Genomic DNA, 15,170 nt, shown 5'->3' on the forward strand with positions numbered 1-15,170 from the left:
TGGCTTTGATCGTCGTGAAAGCCACGACCTCATGCTGTTTTCCGATGATACGCTGGAGTTGTACGATCGCATTGATTGCTTGATTGAATCCGCCACCGACCTGAATCGGGTTTTCTAACAAGATGCAAATTTTCATGCTTTGACTAACCTCAGCCTCCGCGCCAGCAGACGGCTACTTCACATTTCGATCAGGCCGGAGAACCGCGTCGTTTTTCACAGATAATCTGACACAGCGGATCTCGCTCCTCAATTTCTCGTCCCCTTTGTAAAAGGGTCACAGCCAGCGGATGCTGTCACGAATTGATCGTCACGGAGATCCGCAAAAGGGCGCTCTCACCAATTGGCGCGAGGGGCCATCCGCGTCATCCATTCAGTTGCACCTAATTAATTCCTGGTATTGGCCTTAGCATATCCTGCGATCACGACAACACCCACAATGGCCCGGTCACAAGGCAAATTTGGACCTGTTTGAAGGGTGTCGTTGCAATCTTGAGACAGTGATCGACAATTTCTTCTATGGTGCTTGAATGGCCATCGCGGAGGTAAGGTTTTCAAGATTGCCGGCACAGGGTAGCGCATCGAGGTTGATGACTGGTTCATCGTGAAGCGCAAGCCAGTCGAGCACAAAATTCGCACCGATGAAGCCGGCTCCTCCCGTCACCAGGATCATATTTACCCTTGGACATCTGACAAATGAAAGCTCTAGTCTCATTCTGCCAGTCTCACGTCAGCCGAAGAGATCGACGATGCTCATTTCGCCGGCCTGGCTGCAGTTACATGGGGGTTGCACTCGTTCGGCCGTTTCCATAAACACGACCCGAAGATTGTATCGAAAGACGATGTGAAAAAATGACAAAAACCGCGCTTATTACTGGGGTGACTGGTCAGGATGGTGCCTATTTGGCCGAATTGCTTCTGAGCAAGGGCTATACGGTGCACGGTATCAAGCGGCGGTCCTCGTCTTTTAATACCGGCCGCATCGAACATATCTATCAGGATCCGCATGAGACACATCCTCGCTTCATTCTCCACTATGGCGATATGATCGACTCGACCAACCTGCTGCGGATCGTGCAGCAGACGCAGCCCGATGAAATCTACAATCTTGCCGCACAAAGCCATGTGGGTGTCAGCTTCGAAACGCCTGAATATACGGCGGATGCCGATGGCATCGGGACGTTGAGGTTGCTCGAAGCGATCCGTATCCTGGGGCTCGAGGAAAAGACCCGGTTCTACCAGGCATCGACCTCGGAACTGTACGGTCTTGTGCAGGAAGTGCCGCAGAACGAGAAGACGCCCTTTTACCCGCGTTCTCCCTATGCCGCAGCCAAGCTCTATGCCTACTGGATCGTCGTGAATTATCGCGAGGCCTACGGCATGCATGCGTCGAACGGCATTCTTTTCAATCACGAAAGCCCGCTTCGCGGCGAAACCTTCGTCACGCGCAAGATCACGATGGCGGTGGCTGCCATCCATCTTGGGCGGCAGGATAAGCTTTTCCTCGGCAATCTCGACGCCAAGCGTGACTGGGGCCACGCGCGTGAATATGTCGAGGGCATGTGGCGCATGCTGCAGCAGGACAAGCCGGATGACTACGTCTTGGCGACCGGTGAGACGACGAGTGTCCGCCAGTTTGTGGAGTGGGCTTTTGCCGACGTGGGCATTGCTTTGGAATGGAAGGGGTCCGGCGTCGACGAAAAGGGTTATGACGCCGCGTCCGGTGCCTGCCTTGTGGAAATCGACCCGCGGTATTTCCGCCCGACGGAAGTCGACCTTTTGCTTGGCGACCCGACCAAGGCACGTCAGAAATTGGGCTGGCACCACAAGACCCCGGTTCGCGAACTCGCCGCCGAAATGGTGCGGGAGGATGTCAAGCACTGGAAGGCTCAAAACAGCCGGAAAGAGATCTGAGTGTCCGACCTGTCCAACAAGAAAATCTGGGTCGCCGGTCATCGCGGCATGGTCGGCAGCGCGCTTGTGCGCAGGCTTCACTCAGAAAACTGCACTGTCATCACGGCAACGCGACAGGAGCTTGATCTCAAACGGCAGGACGAGGTCGAGAGATTCGTCCAGACGAACAGACCGGATGCGATCATCCTCGCTGCTGCAAAGGTTGGCGGTATTCTTGCGAACGATACCTTCCCGGCCGATTTCCTCTACGATAACCTGATTATTGAGGCCAATATTTTCGAAGCCGCGCATCGCAACGGCGTCGACAGGCTTCTGTTTCTGGGCTAAAGCTGCATTTATCCTAAATTCGCGCCGCAGCCGATTTCTGAAGATGCGCTTCTGACCGGACCGCTTGAGCCGACCAACGAGTGGTATGCTGTCGCCAAGATTGCCGGGATCAAGCTGGCCGACGCCTACCGCAAGCAGCACGGACGCGATTATATTTCTGCCATGCCCACCAACCTCTATGGTCCGGGCGATAATTTCGATCTGCAATCAAGTCACGTTCTGCCGGCGCTAATTCACAAGGCGCACCTCGCAAAGGTGACGGGGGCATCCGAAATTGCCATCTGGGGAACCGGAAAGCCACGACGGGAATTCCTCCACGTTGACGATTGCGCGGATGCGCTGGTTTTCCTGTTGAAGAACTATTCGGACGCGCAGCACGTCAATGTCGGTTCGGGAGAGGACATTGAAATCATCGAGCTCGCGCGGTTGGTTTGCCGTGTTGTCGGTTACGAAGGAAAAATTGCCCACGACCTCTCCAAGCCTGACGGGACGCCGCGTAAGCTCATGAGCACCGACAAGCTGAAGAACATGGGCTGGAAGCCACGCATCTCGCTGGAGGAAGGTATCCGCGCAGTGTATGATTGGTTTCTGCAGTTCGAAGGAAACGCCGCCGTGGCGCGACAATAGTTGTCGGGCATCCAGAACTCCAAAGGGCGGCGATTGGCGTGACGTGTGAGCCGTCAGCTGTAGCCGACGTGGCTGCTACCCTTGATCGAGACGATGGGGTATGCCGAAAGTCCGGACTTGAATACCAAGTTCACCGTCGTTCCCGGCGTCTGTCCGCTCAATCTCATGGAGAAGCGGAAGACGTTCGACCAGCGTTCGGCTGAGAACTTGCAGTTCGTTCGGATTGCCTGGCGTGCGGCGGTACCAGGAAATCGAGGAGACCGTCGCCCCGTAGGTCGGCGGTTCTCTTTTCCAGAATGTCACCAATCAGGGTCGTCAGAAATTCTGCTGTCAGATGGTTCCAGTCTGTGATGAATGGAACACCCCTGCTGCTCGTGAGGCATTTCTCCTTGTCGTAATCGCAGTGAAGCTTGACGATATCGACGTAGGTGAACGCTAGATCGGATGGGAAAAATGGCAGTTGCTCTAAAGGCTGGTTGGCCGGCGGATAGGTCGCTTCCCGCAGGCATATAGAGGCATCGGATTTTCTCTGAAACATGAGCCCAAGGCACGAGTGTAATTCGTCGAGCTGGAAATAATTTCCGAAAACGAAAATTCGCGCGTCATCCGAGTGGCTTTTCATCCAGGAAAGAAGCTCAAACCTGAAGGGGTTGACGGTGTACTCAAAAGGCCGAAGGCTCGTGAGGAAGATCGCTTTCGTTCGGCTGAGCAATGACTTGTCGTTGATAAATTTTTCAAAGGGAATGCAGTATTTATCGTAAATGCTGGCGCGAGAGGGGGCCCTGACAATATCGTTCTTGATCTCTACCATGCAGTTTAAGTAGCTGACTGCCACGACTTGATATCGGTCGGTGTCGATGTAATTTTTCAGCGCGATCGACCAGTTTCTGGCGTGCGAGTCCCCAATTATGAAGATAATGGGCTTCGCAGCTTGAATGTTGTTGTTCAAGCTTAGAAAAGTGCTTTCGAGCCGTGCTTCGTTCGCCTGCGCGAGAGGTGGATAAATTTGATCCAACCTGTGAGGAAAACCGGCCATAGAGATTGCTGTCACAACTGCAGCCGTGATGGTTGCAACTGATGAGCTCAGGGTGATCCAGAGAGCGCGGCTTCTCCTGGTGTGGCGAAGGGGCTTTTCGATAACGACAAAGCTCACGACCGCGACCAAGACCGTCGCTGCGATGGCGAGGAGCTTATCGCCGTTGTTGAGATTCAAGCTTGTCAGCCGCAAGAAGGCGAAGACCGGGTAATGCCACAAATATAAAGAGTAGGATACCAGTCCGGTGAGCGCCGCCGGTCGAGAAGCCAACAGGCGCCCGACTGCGTCCTGATGACCGGCAAATGCGAGCACCAGACAGGTCCCGATGACTGGGATCACAGTCAACACGCCAGGATGAACCGTGTCCTTCCTGAACAAGATGAGCGAACCAAGAACGAGGACAAGCCCGGCCGCCGCGAGTAACGGCCGAGGGCGAGTTCGTCCACGCCTCACCTCGTAATAGGCGAGAAGTGTCCCGGCCAACAGTTCCCAGGTCCGGGTGAGTGGCGAGTAGAAGGCCTGCTGCTGATCATACCGTACCGTCACCACACACAATACAAAGCTGAGGGACGCCACGAGCAACACGCACGGCAAAAACCTTGATTTCAGGTATCGGCGTGTGATCAGCAATAAGAGCGGAAACCCAATATAGAACTGCTCTTCGACGCTCAACGACCAGGTGTGAAGAAAAGGCTTGAGAAGGGTATTGGGCTCCCCGTACTGAGCCGCAGTAAAATAAAAATAGATATTCGATCCAAATAGGAGCGTCGAACCTATGGAATTCGCGTAATCCAGCAGTTCCGATGGTAATAAAAGGTAATATGCGAAAGGAATTGTCGCGAAAATGACTGCGAACAACGCAGGAAGAATTCTTCGCGCACGCCGAGCGTAGAACTTAAGGAAATCAATACGCCCGGTTGCTTCGATTTCTGTCAACAAGATTTGGGAAATCAGAAAGCCGCTGATCACAAAAAACACATCGACGCCGATGTATCCGCCTCGCAGCAACGTGTGACCGGCAACCGTGAACTCGGCGTGATACAGAATAACCGCGATCACCGATATGGCTCTTAAGCCATCGATCTCTGGTCTGTAAACCTTCAATGCTAGCGCCTGCCTTCGATATCGAGAGCGTAACGTTGTCGCGCGCAAGATTGGCGCTTATGGGCTGCCTAACACAGAGATCTTGGAGGAGAACAGTGTGGCCTGATAAAAGATTTGCGGACGCGGCCGATTTCAATCGTTATTTTCAGCGCTGTTGTAAATCAGCATTCCGGAACCCTCATTAGTCTGCATTTGTTTTCCCAGTCGCTGACCAATTTTGTCTACGGGCCGTTCCAGAAGCGAGAAGACGTCGGGCCGACGCCAATAGCGCCTACCATCGCTGCCCACCACGGCGCGCCCGAAATCAACAAAAATCGAAATGGGCGCGTGTAATGCGTAGATGCTGCAAGATGCTCGCTCAAGACACGATGTCGGAATTCGCTGACATCCTGCGCCCGTCGATCCAAGTGATCAGGGCAGCGAAAAGGAAGCAGGGGCATCGGAAGGGACGGGAGGGCAGATAAAAGCAAACCGTTTTGCCGTAAAATCAATCGCTCAGTGAAATATTGGCTGGGGAACCTGGATTCGAACCAAGATTAACGGAGTCAGAGTCCGTCGTTCTACCATTGAACTATTCCCCAGCATAAGCGAACCGGCTGGTGTGCGGCGCTTATAACCAAAAGCCGGGGAATTGCAAATAGCTGTTTTGAAAAAAATCGGTGCTGCCGCGGAAAGGTGAAACCGCTGCAAATCCCTTGGTCCAAAAAAGAATTTGGCGATTTCGGCGGGCGCTGATATTCTTGCGGCAACGCAAAAATCGAATGAGCGCCTGCTGCATATCTCAAGACTTGCGCGGCGCGATGGAAAAACAACGTGGAAGACCCCGAAGGCGGCGCAAAGTCGCAATTTGACGGGGCGTCGGCGGCAGGGCGTAAGGACGGCAAGAAGTCCAGGCGCCGCAAGGGCAAGCGTGGCGGGCAATCCCGCAACGCGGCTCATCCCGCTTCGCATGAGCCTTCCGGCGGTGCCGGACAGCCTGCGCGCCCAATAGAAGATGCAGCCGGGAATCCGGCCCGCAAGCGCAAGCGTCGCCGTCGTGGTGGCCATGGTGCTGTGCAGGACGGTTCACCTCTCCCCCAGGCAATGGAACAGACGGCAGCGGCAGGCAATGCTGTCCGCGCCGATAGCGATTCAGCGCCGAGCCGTCGCAACCGCCGCAAACACCGCGGCAAGCGCGGTCTGCAGGGCCGGCCGCTGACACCGGCAAAACCATCAAGTGCCCCGCAGCAGGAACGCCGTGCAGACGAAACGGTGCTCAGGGTCGAACTGCGTGAAACACTGAATGGCGCAAGTGCCAACCGCAGGGGCCGTCCGGAAAGCCATTCCCATTCCGGGCATCAGGGGGATCGTCAAGCCGGCGAACATGCGTGGCCGGAGGAGCTCTACGCCGCCCTCGATCTCGGCACCAACAATTGCCGTCTCCTCATTGCCCAGCCTACCCGTCCGGGTCAATTCCGCGTTGTCGATGCTTTTTCCCGCATCGTGCGCCTCGGCGAAGGCCTTGCGGCAAGCGGCCGTCTGTCGGACGAGGCGATGGAGAGGGCGATCGAGGCGCTGAGGATCTGCGCCTCCAAGCTCAGGAACCGGCAGATCCGCCGCATGCGGCTGATCGCCACCGAAGCCTGCCGCCAGGCCGTCAATGGCGAGGACTTCCTCAGCCGGGTCGTTGCCGAAACCGGCCTCGAGCTCGAGATCATCGATCGGGAGACAGAGGCGCGGCTTGCCGTCTCCGGCTGCTCGTCGCTGGTCGGTCGTGAGACGCGCTCCGTCGTGCTTTTCGATATCGGCGGCGGCTCTTCGGAGATCGCTGTCATCCGCATCGGCGACAATCGCTTCAGCCGCCTTGCCAATCACATCACCCACTGGACCTCGTTGCCGGTCGGCGTCGTGACGCTGTCGGAGCGCCATGGCGGGCACGACGTTACGCCGGAGGCTTTCGAAGGCATGGTGCGTGAAGTCGAAGGCATGCTTGGAAGCTTCGATTGCCCGGAGATCGAGGTCGCCCAGACCGGCGACTTTCACCTGATCGGCACATCGGGCACGGTGACGACGCTTGCCGGCGTGCATCTCGACCTGCCGCGTTATGACCGGCGCAAGGTCGATGGCATCTGGCTGTCCGACGATGAGGTCTCCGCCATGCAGGCAAAGCTCCTCTCCTGGGATTTCGCAAGCCGTGCCGCCAATCCCTGCATCGGGCCTGACCGGGCCGATCTGGTGCTGGCCGGCTGCGCCATTCTCGAGGCGATCCGCCGTCGCTGGCCGAGCCCGCGCATGCGCGTTGCCGATCGCGGCTTGAGGGAAGGCTTGCTCACCGACATGATGGCCGATGACGGCGTGTGGCGGCGCAACCGCAACCGCCGCGGCCAGCGCGTGAGATCGTGAAATAAGGAATAGGCATGACCAAGGCACCGATCGCGGGAAACCGCACCGGCCGCAAGCTCGGCCAGCGCGTCAAGAACAAGAAGATGAAGGCCTCCTCACGCCAATGGCTGGAGCGCCACATCAACGATCCCTATGTGCAGCGCGCCCAACTCGAAGGCTATCGCGCCCGGGCCGCCTTCAAGCTGCTGGAGATCGACGAGAAACATCATATCCTGCGCGGCGCCAGGCGCATCATCGATCTCGGCGCTGCCCCCGGCAGCTGGTCGCAGATCGCCGCCAAGGTCACCGGCTCGACAGATGATGATATTCGTGTGGCTGCGATCGATTTCCTTGAAATGACCCAGTTGCCGGGGGTCAAGATCCTGCAGCTCGATTTCCTCGATCCCAGTGCGCCGGAAAAGCTGCTGGAGGCCGTCGGCGGCACACCGGATCTCGTCATATCAGACATGGCGGCGCCCACCACCGGCCACCACCGCACCGACCATCTGCGCACCATGCATCTCTGCGAAGTCGCAGCCCATTTCGCCGTCGAAGTGCTGGGGGAAGGCGGGCACTTCCTCACCAAGACTTTTCAGGGCGGTACCGAGCGTGAGCTGCTGGCCATGCTCAAGCAGAACTTCCGCCAGGTCGTCCATGTCAAGCCGAACTCGTCGCGCGCCGAATCGGTCGAGATGTTCCTGCTGGCCAAGGGGTTCAAGGGGCGCAAGGCCGAAGGCGAAGCAGAAGAAGCTTGATCTTCGGGCCGGTCCTGACGGATGATGGCGATCGACTGCATAATTCCTTAAATCGGGATCGATTTAAGGATAAGATAGGCAGCAATGGAAAGCGTTGCCGCGTCCTTTGCGTGTCCGAAAGGACGCGCGGCGCTGTGAGGATTTGAACCGCTGATCCCATGCTTCTTTACGTCACGCTCGGAACCAACGATCTTTATCGCGCAGGGCATTTTTACGATGCCGTGCTATCTCCCCTCGGCTATCGCCGCCAACGCTCTTCCGAAGAGGAAATCGGCTACTCCGCCGAGGGCGATACGCGCTGCCGCTTTTGGGTGGTGACGCCGTTCAATCACCGCCGGGCGACCTCAGGCAATGGCGCCATGGTCGCGCTGGCGGCCGAAACGCGGGCCGATGTCGATGCCTTCCATGCCGCGGCGATCGCGGCAGGCGCCGTAGATGAGGGTGAGCCCGGCCTGCGCTCCTACCACGCCCATTTCTATGCCGCCTATATCCGTGATCTCGACGGCAACAAGCTCTCTGCCGTCTGCGAAAGCCCGCAGTAGCGTCTGCCTATTTCACCGCCTGCTGTTCGGCTTCAACCGTTGCCGCCGTCATCGCCTTCGAGCGGTGGCCGGAAACGAGCGCGCCGGCATTGCGGTCCATCCGGATGAAGGGAATGGTTGCAATCACTGTCAGTCCGGCAATGATGTAAAAGGCGAGGTGGAAATCGGCCACTTGCAGCGCTTCGCCGCGGAAGTAGATCGAGCTCTCCAGGATCGCGGCGGCGACCGCAACACCGAGCGCCAGGCTGACCTGCTGCATCACCGAGCTCATCGATGTCGCCTGGCTCGCTTCCGCATCTTCGATATCGGCAAAGGCGAGAGCATTGACGCCGGTGAACATGAAGGAGCGGGAGAAACCGCCGAGCAGCAGTACGCCGATGATGACGAGATGCGGCGTCGACGGCGTGAACAGGCCGGTGACGACAGTCACCAGGGTCGTCACCATGGCGGCGCCGAGCAGAGTCGTGCGGAAGCCGGCGGCGGCGAAGACGCGTTTCGCCATGAACTTGGTGGTGATTGCCCCGATCGCGCCGGCAAAGGTGATGAGGCCGGATTGGAACGGCGTCAGCCCGAAGCCGAGCTGCAGCATCAGCGGCGTCAGGAAAGGCATGGCGCCGACGCAAATGCGAAAGAGCATGCCGCCCAAGGTGGAGGCCCGGAAGGTCGGGTTCTTGAACAGGTTGAGGTTGAGGATCGGCGTCGGATGCCGCTTGGCATGGCGCACGTAGAGGACACCGCAGATGAGGCCGATCAAGGTGGCGGTGACGCCGATGATCGGAGGCAGGGCCGGCAGACTGACCACCGACAGGCCGAAGACGACGCCCGCAGCCGATAGCGAGGTCAGCACGAAGCCGGTACCATCGAGCCGCGGCGGCGCCGTCGCTTCCACCTCCGGCAGAAAGATCGTCGCAAGCCAGATGCCGATGATGCCGACCGGCACGTTGATCAGAAAAATCCAGTGCCAGCTGAAATAGGTGGTGATGAAGCCGCCGAGCGGCGGGCCGGTGAGCGGGCCGACAAGCGCGGGGATGGTGAGCAGCGCCATGGCCGAGACCAGGTCGCTGCGTTGCGTCGTGCGCACCAGCACGAGGCGGCCGACCGGCGTCATCATCGCGCCGCCCATGCCCTGCAGGAAGCGGGCAAATACGAATTCGACGAGGTTGGACGAAATCGCGCAGAAGATCGAGCCGATGACGAAGACCGAGATGGCAAGGCGAAAGATCTTCTTGGCGCCGAACCTGTCGGCCATCCAGCCGCTAACCGGGATGAACACCGCCAGCGCCACCATGTAGGAAGTCAGCGCCAGCTTCAGCGTGATCGGCCCGACATTGAGATCCGCCGCGATCGCCGGCAGCGCCGTCGCAATGACGGTGGAGTCCATCTGTTCCATGAAGAGGGCGACGGCGAGGATCAGCGGGACGATGCGATTCATAGGCGGGAGCCTTGAGGGGCGCGGATGGGAGGTGGGAAGGCCCGTGCTGTTTAGTCCCACTTCCCCGTTCTGCCAATCCCCCAATCCGAGTCCCAATTCGGGTCGATGACACGTTTGCTTCACGTCTGCGTGAGACGGCTTGTCCGCCAACGTCGCCTATCAACATTGACATATGTTTACCCGGCCGGGGCAAGAAATCCGGCCGGAAATGTCATAGGGGCCGTGCGGCGACAGACTGCACGTCATGGGAGAATGGATATATGGCAATTTCGACGCGAATGAAGCGGCGCACGCTTTTTGCCGCAGGCCTTGGCTTGGCTGCGGCTCCGGCAATTTTTAGAGACAAGGCCGAAGCGGCCGCGACTGGAGAAAACAGAAGTATGGATGGAACGCCTTTGCCCGAAATCGATCAATTTAAGCTCGGTTCCTATAAATTCACCGTCGTCCGCGACGGCATCAACATCTCAGAAAAGCCCTACGAAACCTTTGGCACCAATCAGGATCCCGAAACGGTCAAGGCGTTGCTCACCGCAAATTTCCTGCCGGCTGACAAGATCCTGAACGGCTATACGCCGGCTCTCATCGATACCGGTTCCGATGTCATCCTCATCGATACCGGCTTCGGTGCGGCCGGCCGAGCACGCGGCGCCGGCCAGCTTGCCGAAGGCCTGAAGGCGGCGGGGTATTCGGCCGAGGATGTGACCATCGTGGCGCTCACCCACCTGCACGGAGATCATATCGGCGGCCTGATGGAAAATGGCGCGGCTGCGTTCAAGAATGCCCGCTATGTCATAGGCCAGGCAGAGTATGATTTCTGGTCGAACAAGGCCCGTGAAGGCACGCCCGCCGAAGGCGGCCATAAGGCCGTACTCGCCAACGTGACGCCGCTTGTCGAAAAAGCCACCTTCATCAAAGACGGTGACAGCGTCGCGCCGGGCATGACGGCGGTGCTGGCAGCGGGCCACAGCCCGGGGCATATGGTGTTCCACGTCGAATCTGAGGGTAAGCGCCTGGTGCTCGCTGGCGACACGGCCAACCACTATATCCTCTCGCTGCTGCGCCCGGATTGGGAAGTGCGCTTCGATATGGATAAGGCGCAGGCGGCGGCCAGCCGCCGCAAGGTTTTCGACATGATCGCGACCGAGAAGATCGCCTTCCTTGGCTATCATATGCCGTTCCCAGCTGTCGGCTTCGCTGAGAAGCAGGATGGCGGCTATCGCTTCGTGCCGAAGACCTATCAATTCGACATCTGAGCGAGATGTATGGCTGCCATGACGAGCCCGGCGGGCATGCCGGGCTTTTTTGCTATTTCCTTCCTGTCATAGACGTGTTACCAGCCCTCGCCAACTTCCAAGCAACCCAATGCAGACCGCCGGGGCGGACGATTCGTTTCCGGACAGGGTCGCATTTCTATTAAATGAAGGAATTTGGCCATGGCACGCATCATTGAAACGGCAACAGGCGCAGACGCGCTTACCTTCGACGACGTGCTGCTGCAGCCGGGACATTCCGAGGTCATGCCCGGCCAGACGAATATCTCCACCCGCATCGCCCGGGATTTCGAACTCAACATCCCGATCATCTCATCAGCCATGGATACCGTCACCGAGAGCCGACTGGCGATCGCCATGGCCCAGGCCGGCGGCCTCGGCGTCATTCATCGCAACCTGACGCCGATCGAGCAGGCCGAGCAGGTCCGGCAAGTGAAGAAGTTTGAAAGCGGCATGGTCGTCAATCCGGTGACGATCGGCCCCGATGCGACGCTTGCCGATGCGCTCGGGCTCATGAAGTCCTACAGCATTTCCGGCATCCCTGTCGTGGAGCAGTCCGGCCGCCTCGTCGGGATCCTGACCAACCGCGACGTCCGCTTCGCTTCCGACCCGGAACAGAAGATCCATGAATTGATGACCAAGGACAATCTGGTCACCGTCAAGGAAAACGTCGATCAGCAGGAGGCCAAGCGCCTGCTGCATTCGCACCGCATCGAGAAGCTGCTGGTGGTCGATACCGAAGGCCGCTGTGTCGGCCTCATCACCGTCAAGGACATCGAGAAGTCGCAGCTGAACCCGAACGCTTCCAAGGATGCACAGGGCAGGCTTCGCGCTGCTGCCGCGATCAGCGTCGGCGATGACGGCTTCGAGCGCGCCGAGCGGCTGATCGAGGCCGGCGTCGACCTTCTGGTCGTCGATACCGCCCACGGCCATTCGCAGCGCGTCCTCGATGCCGTCGCTCGCGTCAAGAAGCTTTCCAACTCGGTGCGCATCATGGCCGGCAATGTCGCCACCTATGACGGCACCAGGGCGCTGATCGATGCCGGCGCGGACGCCGTCAAGGTTGGCATCGGTCCGGGTTCGATCTGCACGACGCGCATCGTTGCCGGCGTCGGCGTTCCCCAGCTCGCCGCCATCATGTCGGCGGTGCAGGCCGCGAATGACCAGGACGTGCCCGTTATTGCCGATGGCGGCATCAAGTTCTCCGGCGATCTTGCCAAGGCGATCGCTGCCGGCGCTTCCGCCGTCATGATCGGCTCGCTGCTTGCCGGCACCGATGAGAGCCCGGGCGAGGTCTATCTCTACCAGGGACGCTCCTTCAAGGCCTATCGCGGTATGGGCTCCGTCGGCGCCATGGCTCGCGGCTCGGCCGACCGTTACTTCCAGGCCGAAGTGCGCGACACGCTGAAGCTCGTGCCTGAGGGTATCGAAGGTCAGGTGCCGTACAAGGGGCCGGTCTCGGGCGTCATCCACCAGCTCGCCGGCGGCCTCAAGGCGGCCATGGGTTATGTCGGCGGCAAGGATCTCAAGGATTTCCAGGAACGGGCCACGTTCGTGCGCATCTCCGGTGCCGGTCTTCGCGAAAGCCACGCCCATGACGTGACGATCACCCGCGAGAGCCCGAACTATCCGGGCGCCGGCCTCTGATCATGAAGGCGGGCAGCGGGATTCCTCTCTGGATCGTCGCGCTGCTCGCAGCCCTTTGCCTTGCCGTGCTCGCCTGGACGACCTTCGGCTTCGTCGTTCCCTTCAAGCACGAAACCGGCCAGGCGGTGCTCGATACTTATTTCGCCGGTTACGACGAGTCGGCGGTCTTCCACATGCAGCAGCTGCTCGATGAGAACGAGACGGCGACCAGGCTGCTGCGCGCCATGTATTTCGGGCCGGAGCTGATCTTTCCGGCATTGCTGACGGCGCTGCTGTTCCTCGCCTTCCTCAAGCTCGGTCCTGTCGGTTCGTGGTTCGGCCAATCGGTGCATCCGGTCATTAGCAAGGCGGTCTACCTGCTGCCGTTCATCTACGGCATCGCCGACTATGGCGAGAATATCTCGAGCCTCATCGCCTTCGGCAACGGCGCGTATGCAGGTCTTGCAACGTACCTGCTGCCCTGGATGACGCGATTGAAATTCGCAAGCCTCGCCATCTGCTTCATCGTCGCCGCCCGGCTCGCCGTCATGCGCTGGCTCTCTTCGCGCCAGGACTGAGGCGCCGTATTCCATCCAGCTCCCCTTTCAGCTAATGCTCGCGTCGAAAGCGGAAGCCGAAAGGAAACGACCAACATATGACCGGCTATCAAATCTTCTGGCCACTCCTCGCCCATGTGGCCCTGGTCTATGGTCTTTATGCGCTTCTGGGCATGCGTCGCGCCAGGATGGTCCGCGCCGGCAGCATCGCGAAATCGGATTACCGCGAAAACCGTGGCGAGCCGGCCGAAAGCCTGGTCGTCAAGAACTGCCTCGCCAACCAGTTCGAACTGCCTGTGCTCTTCTACGCCTGCTGCGTTCTTCTTTATATCACGGACGCCGACAATATCGTCACCGTCGGGCTTGCCTGGGGCTTCGTTGCCCTGCGCTACGCTCATGCCGTCATCCACGTCACGAGCAACGACCTGCGCTATCGCAGTCCGATCTTCGCCGCCGGCTATCTGGTGCTCGCCGCCATGTGGGTTTGGCTCGCCGCGTGGATGGCAATGGGGTGAGAGGCGGCACGCGGGCCTGTTTGTGCCGGTTGTGAGGCGACAATTCCGCAGCCTGAAATCGCGATAAAACCCGCTTTTTCCAGTCGTTAAAATGCGAACGTTTTCATTTACCGCCGATGAAGACCCGCATGTCATATCGGCTCGAAGCGCTGGCTGGCATATGCCTTCCGCCGCGAACAAAAAGAACGGGAACGACATGGGCGCGGAAAGCATGGATCGGATCGGCTTGCGCAGGAAGCCGAAGCAGGAGCGCAGCATCCAGAGGCTGGACCTCATTCTCGCTGCCGCCGCCAAGATCATCGCCGAAAAGGGCGTCAGCGCCATGCGGATGACGGAACTCGCCATTGCCGCCAAAGTGCCGATCGGTTCGGTTTACCAGTATTTCCCGGAGAAGGCGGCAATCGTCAAAGCCCTGTTCGACCAGCACGCCTCGGCGATCCAGGCGAAGACGGCGGCGATGTTTACCGACGTCCAGTCACTCGACCAGGCGCTGGACCGCGTCTGCGCCATCATCGACTGGTATTACGAGTCCTACCACAACGATCCTGTCTATCTCGGCGTCTGGATGGGAACGGAGACCGATCAGGATCTGTTGCAGCTGAATATCGAACATAGCAGCCGCGTCGCCGGTGTCTTCCATGACGCCGTGCGCCAGCTGGCTCCCGACCTTTGCGACGAAGACATGTATGCGCGCACTTACCTGTTCAGCCACCTGATCGGCGCCGTCATCCGGCTTGCCGCCGTCAGCGAGGAGGCCCTGGCGCGGCGCATGCTCGATGAATGGAAGCGCGTCATTCGCGCCTCCCTTTTCGCCACCACGGTACAGCGCGCTGCCTGAGAGCTCTTACCAGCTTGGTACCATATTGGCCGCCTTCAGCCGCGGATAAAGGCGCGCCTGGGCGGATTTGACGTCCGCCTCGAGGCTGTCGTCGACGACAGTGGGCGTGATATTGTCGAGGCAGGCGGTGATATGCGCCGTGATCGCGTTCATGAGCGAGAGCGAAACGCCCGGCCGCTTCATGATGCCTATCTGCACCGGCGGCAGCGCCGGGAAGCCGTCCGCCTGGCTCAGCACCTTCATGCCTGTCCGCAGCGCCGATTCCGGC

The 15,170-nt window shown here is 59.1% G+C and carries 11 protein-coding genes, 1 tRNA gene and 3 pseudogenes; 10 read left to right on the forward strand and 5 right to left on the reverse strand.

Going from position 1 to position 15,170, the window contains the following annotated elements; translation table 11 throughout:
- Positions 1 to 538 precede the first annotated feature (538 nt).
- Positions 539 to 670 (reverse strand): annotated as a pseudogene (locus FY112_RS07595) (NAD-dependent epimerase/dehydratase family protein); the annotation flags it as partial.
- 179 nt (positions 671 to 849) lie between these two features.
- Between FY112_RS07595 and gmd the strand changes: the two are divergent.
- Positions 850 to 1,911, forward strand: coding sequence for a GDP-mannose 4,6-dehydratase (gene gmd, locus FY112_RS07600; RefSeq protein ID WP_131630351.1), 1,062 nt, complete (start codon positions 850 to 852; stop codon positions 1,909 to 1,911).
- Positions 1,912 to 2,865, forward strand: a pseudogene (locus FY112_RS07605) (GDP-L-fucose synthase).
- Positions 2,866 to 3,028: 163 nt separating this feature from the next.
- Here the strand turns inward: FY112_RS07605 and FY112_RS07610 are convergent.
- The gene (locus tag FY112_RS07610; RefSeq protein ID WP_131630352.1) at positions 3,029 to 5,005 is read right to left on the reverse strand and encodes an acyltransferase family protein; all 1,977 of its coding nucleotides are present in this window, start codon (positions 5,003 to 5,005) and stop codon (positions 3,029 to 3,031) included.
- Positions 5,006 to 5,512: 507 nt separating this feature from the next.
- Positions 5,513 to 5,586: transfer RNA gene (locus FY112_RS07615), tRNA-Gln, on the reverse strand.
- A gap of 232 nt (positions 5,587 to 5,818) precedes the next feature.
- On the opposite strand from FY112_RS07615, the gene FY112_RS07620 reads away from it, so the two are divergent.
- From FY112_RS07620 to FY112_RS07630, 3 genes are all read left to right on the forward strand, one after another.
- Positions 5,819 to 7,387: a Ppx/GppA phosphatase family protein gene (locus FY112_RS07620; RefSeq protein WP_151518102.1), complete on the forward strand. Its 1,569-nt coding sequence runs from the start codon at positions 5,819 to 5,821 to the stop codon at positions 7,385 to 7,387.
- Between the two features lie 14 nt (positions 7,388 to 7,401).
- Positions 7,402 to 8,121, forward strand: a complete 720-nt coding sequence (locus tag FY112_RS07625) for an RlmE family RNA methyltransferase (protein WP_003545710.1) — start codon at positions 7,402 to 7,404, stop codon at positions 8,119 to 8,121.
- Positions 8,122 to 8,279: 158 nt separating this feature from the next.
- Complete coding sequence (locus FY112_RS07630) at positions 8,280 to 8,663, forward strand: VOC family protein (protein ID WP_017959111.1); 384 nt, start codon at positions 8,280 to 8,282, stop codon at positions 8,661 to 8,663.
- Positions 8,664 to 8,670: 7 nt separating this feature from the next.
- On the opposite strand, the gene FY112_RS07635 is transcribed toward FY112_RS07630, so the two are convergent.
- Positions 8,671 to 10,095 (reverse strand): DHA2 family efflux MFS transporter permease subunit, encoded by a 1,425-nt coding sequence (locus FY112_RS07635; protein ID WP_151518103.1) that lies wholly within the window; start codon positions 10,093 to 10,095, stop codon positions 8,671 to 8,673.
- 260 nt (positions 10,096 to 10,355) lie between these two features.
- Between FY112_RS07635 and FY112_RS07640 the strand changes: the two genes are divergently transcribed.
- From FY112_RS07640 to FY112_RS07660, 5 genes are all read left to right on the forward strand, one after another.
- Positions 10,356 to 11,348, forward strand: coding sequence for an MBL fold metallo-hydrolase (locus tag FY112_RS07640; RefSeq protein ID WP_151518104.1), 993 nt, complete (start codon positions 10,356 to 10,358; stop codon positions 11,346 to 11,348).
- A 180-nt stretch (positions 11,349 to 11,528) separates the two neighbouring features.
- Positions 11,529 to 13,013, forward strand: a complete 1,485-nt coding sequence (gene guaB, locus FY112_RS07645; RefSeq protein ID WP_131619274.1) for an IMP dehydrogenase — start codon at positions 11,529 to 11,531, stop codon at positions 13,011 to 13,013.
- 2 nt (positions 13,014 to 13,015) lie between these two features.
- On the forward strand, positions 13,016 to 13,570 hold the full coding sequence (locus tag FY112_RS07650; RefSeq protein ID WP_017959114.1) for a hypothetical protein: 555 nt from the start codon (positions 13,016 to 13,018) through the stop codon (positions 13,568 to 13,570).
- A gap of 77 nt (positions 13,571 to 13,647) precedes the next feature.
- On the forward strand, positions 13,648 to 14,064 hold the full coding sequence (locus FY112_RS07655) for an MAPEG family protein (RefSeq protein ID WP_017959115.1): 417 nt from the start codon (positions 13,648 to 13,650) through the stop codon (positions 14,062 to 14,064).
- 196 nt (positions 14,065 to 14,260) lie between these two features.
- Complete coding sequence (locus FY112_RS07660) at positions 14,261 to 14,902, forward strand: TetR family transcriptional regulator (RefSeq protein WP_026158539.1); 642 nt, start codon at positions 14,261 to 14,263, stop codon at positions 14,900 to 14,902.
- Between the two features lie 6 nt (positions 14,903 to 14,908).
- Here FY112_RS07660 and FY112_RS07665 read toward each other — a convergent pair.
- A pseudogene (locus tag FY112_RS07665) lies at positions 14,909 to 15,170 on the reverse strand (LysR family transcriptional regulator); the annotation flags it as partial.

The sequence above is a fragment of the Rhizobium sp. PEPV16 genome, assembly GCF_008919455.1.
Classification (GTDB): Bacteria; Pseudomonadota; Alphaproteobacteria; order Rhizobiales; family Rhizobiaceae; genus Rhizobium; species Rhizobium leguminosarum_Q.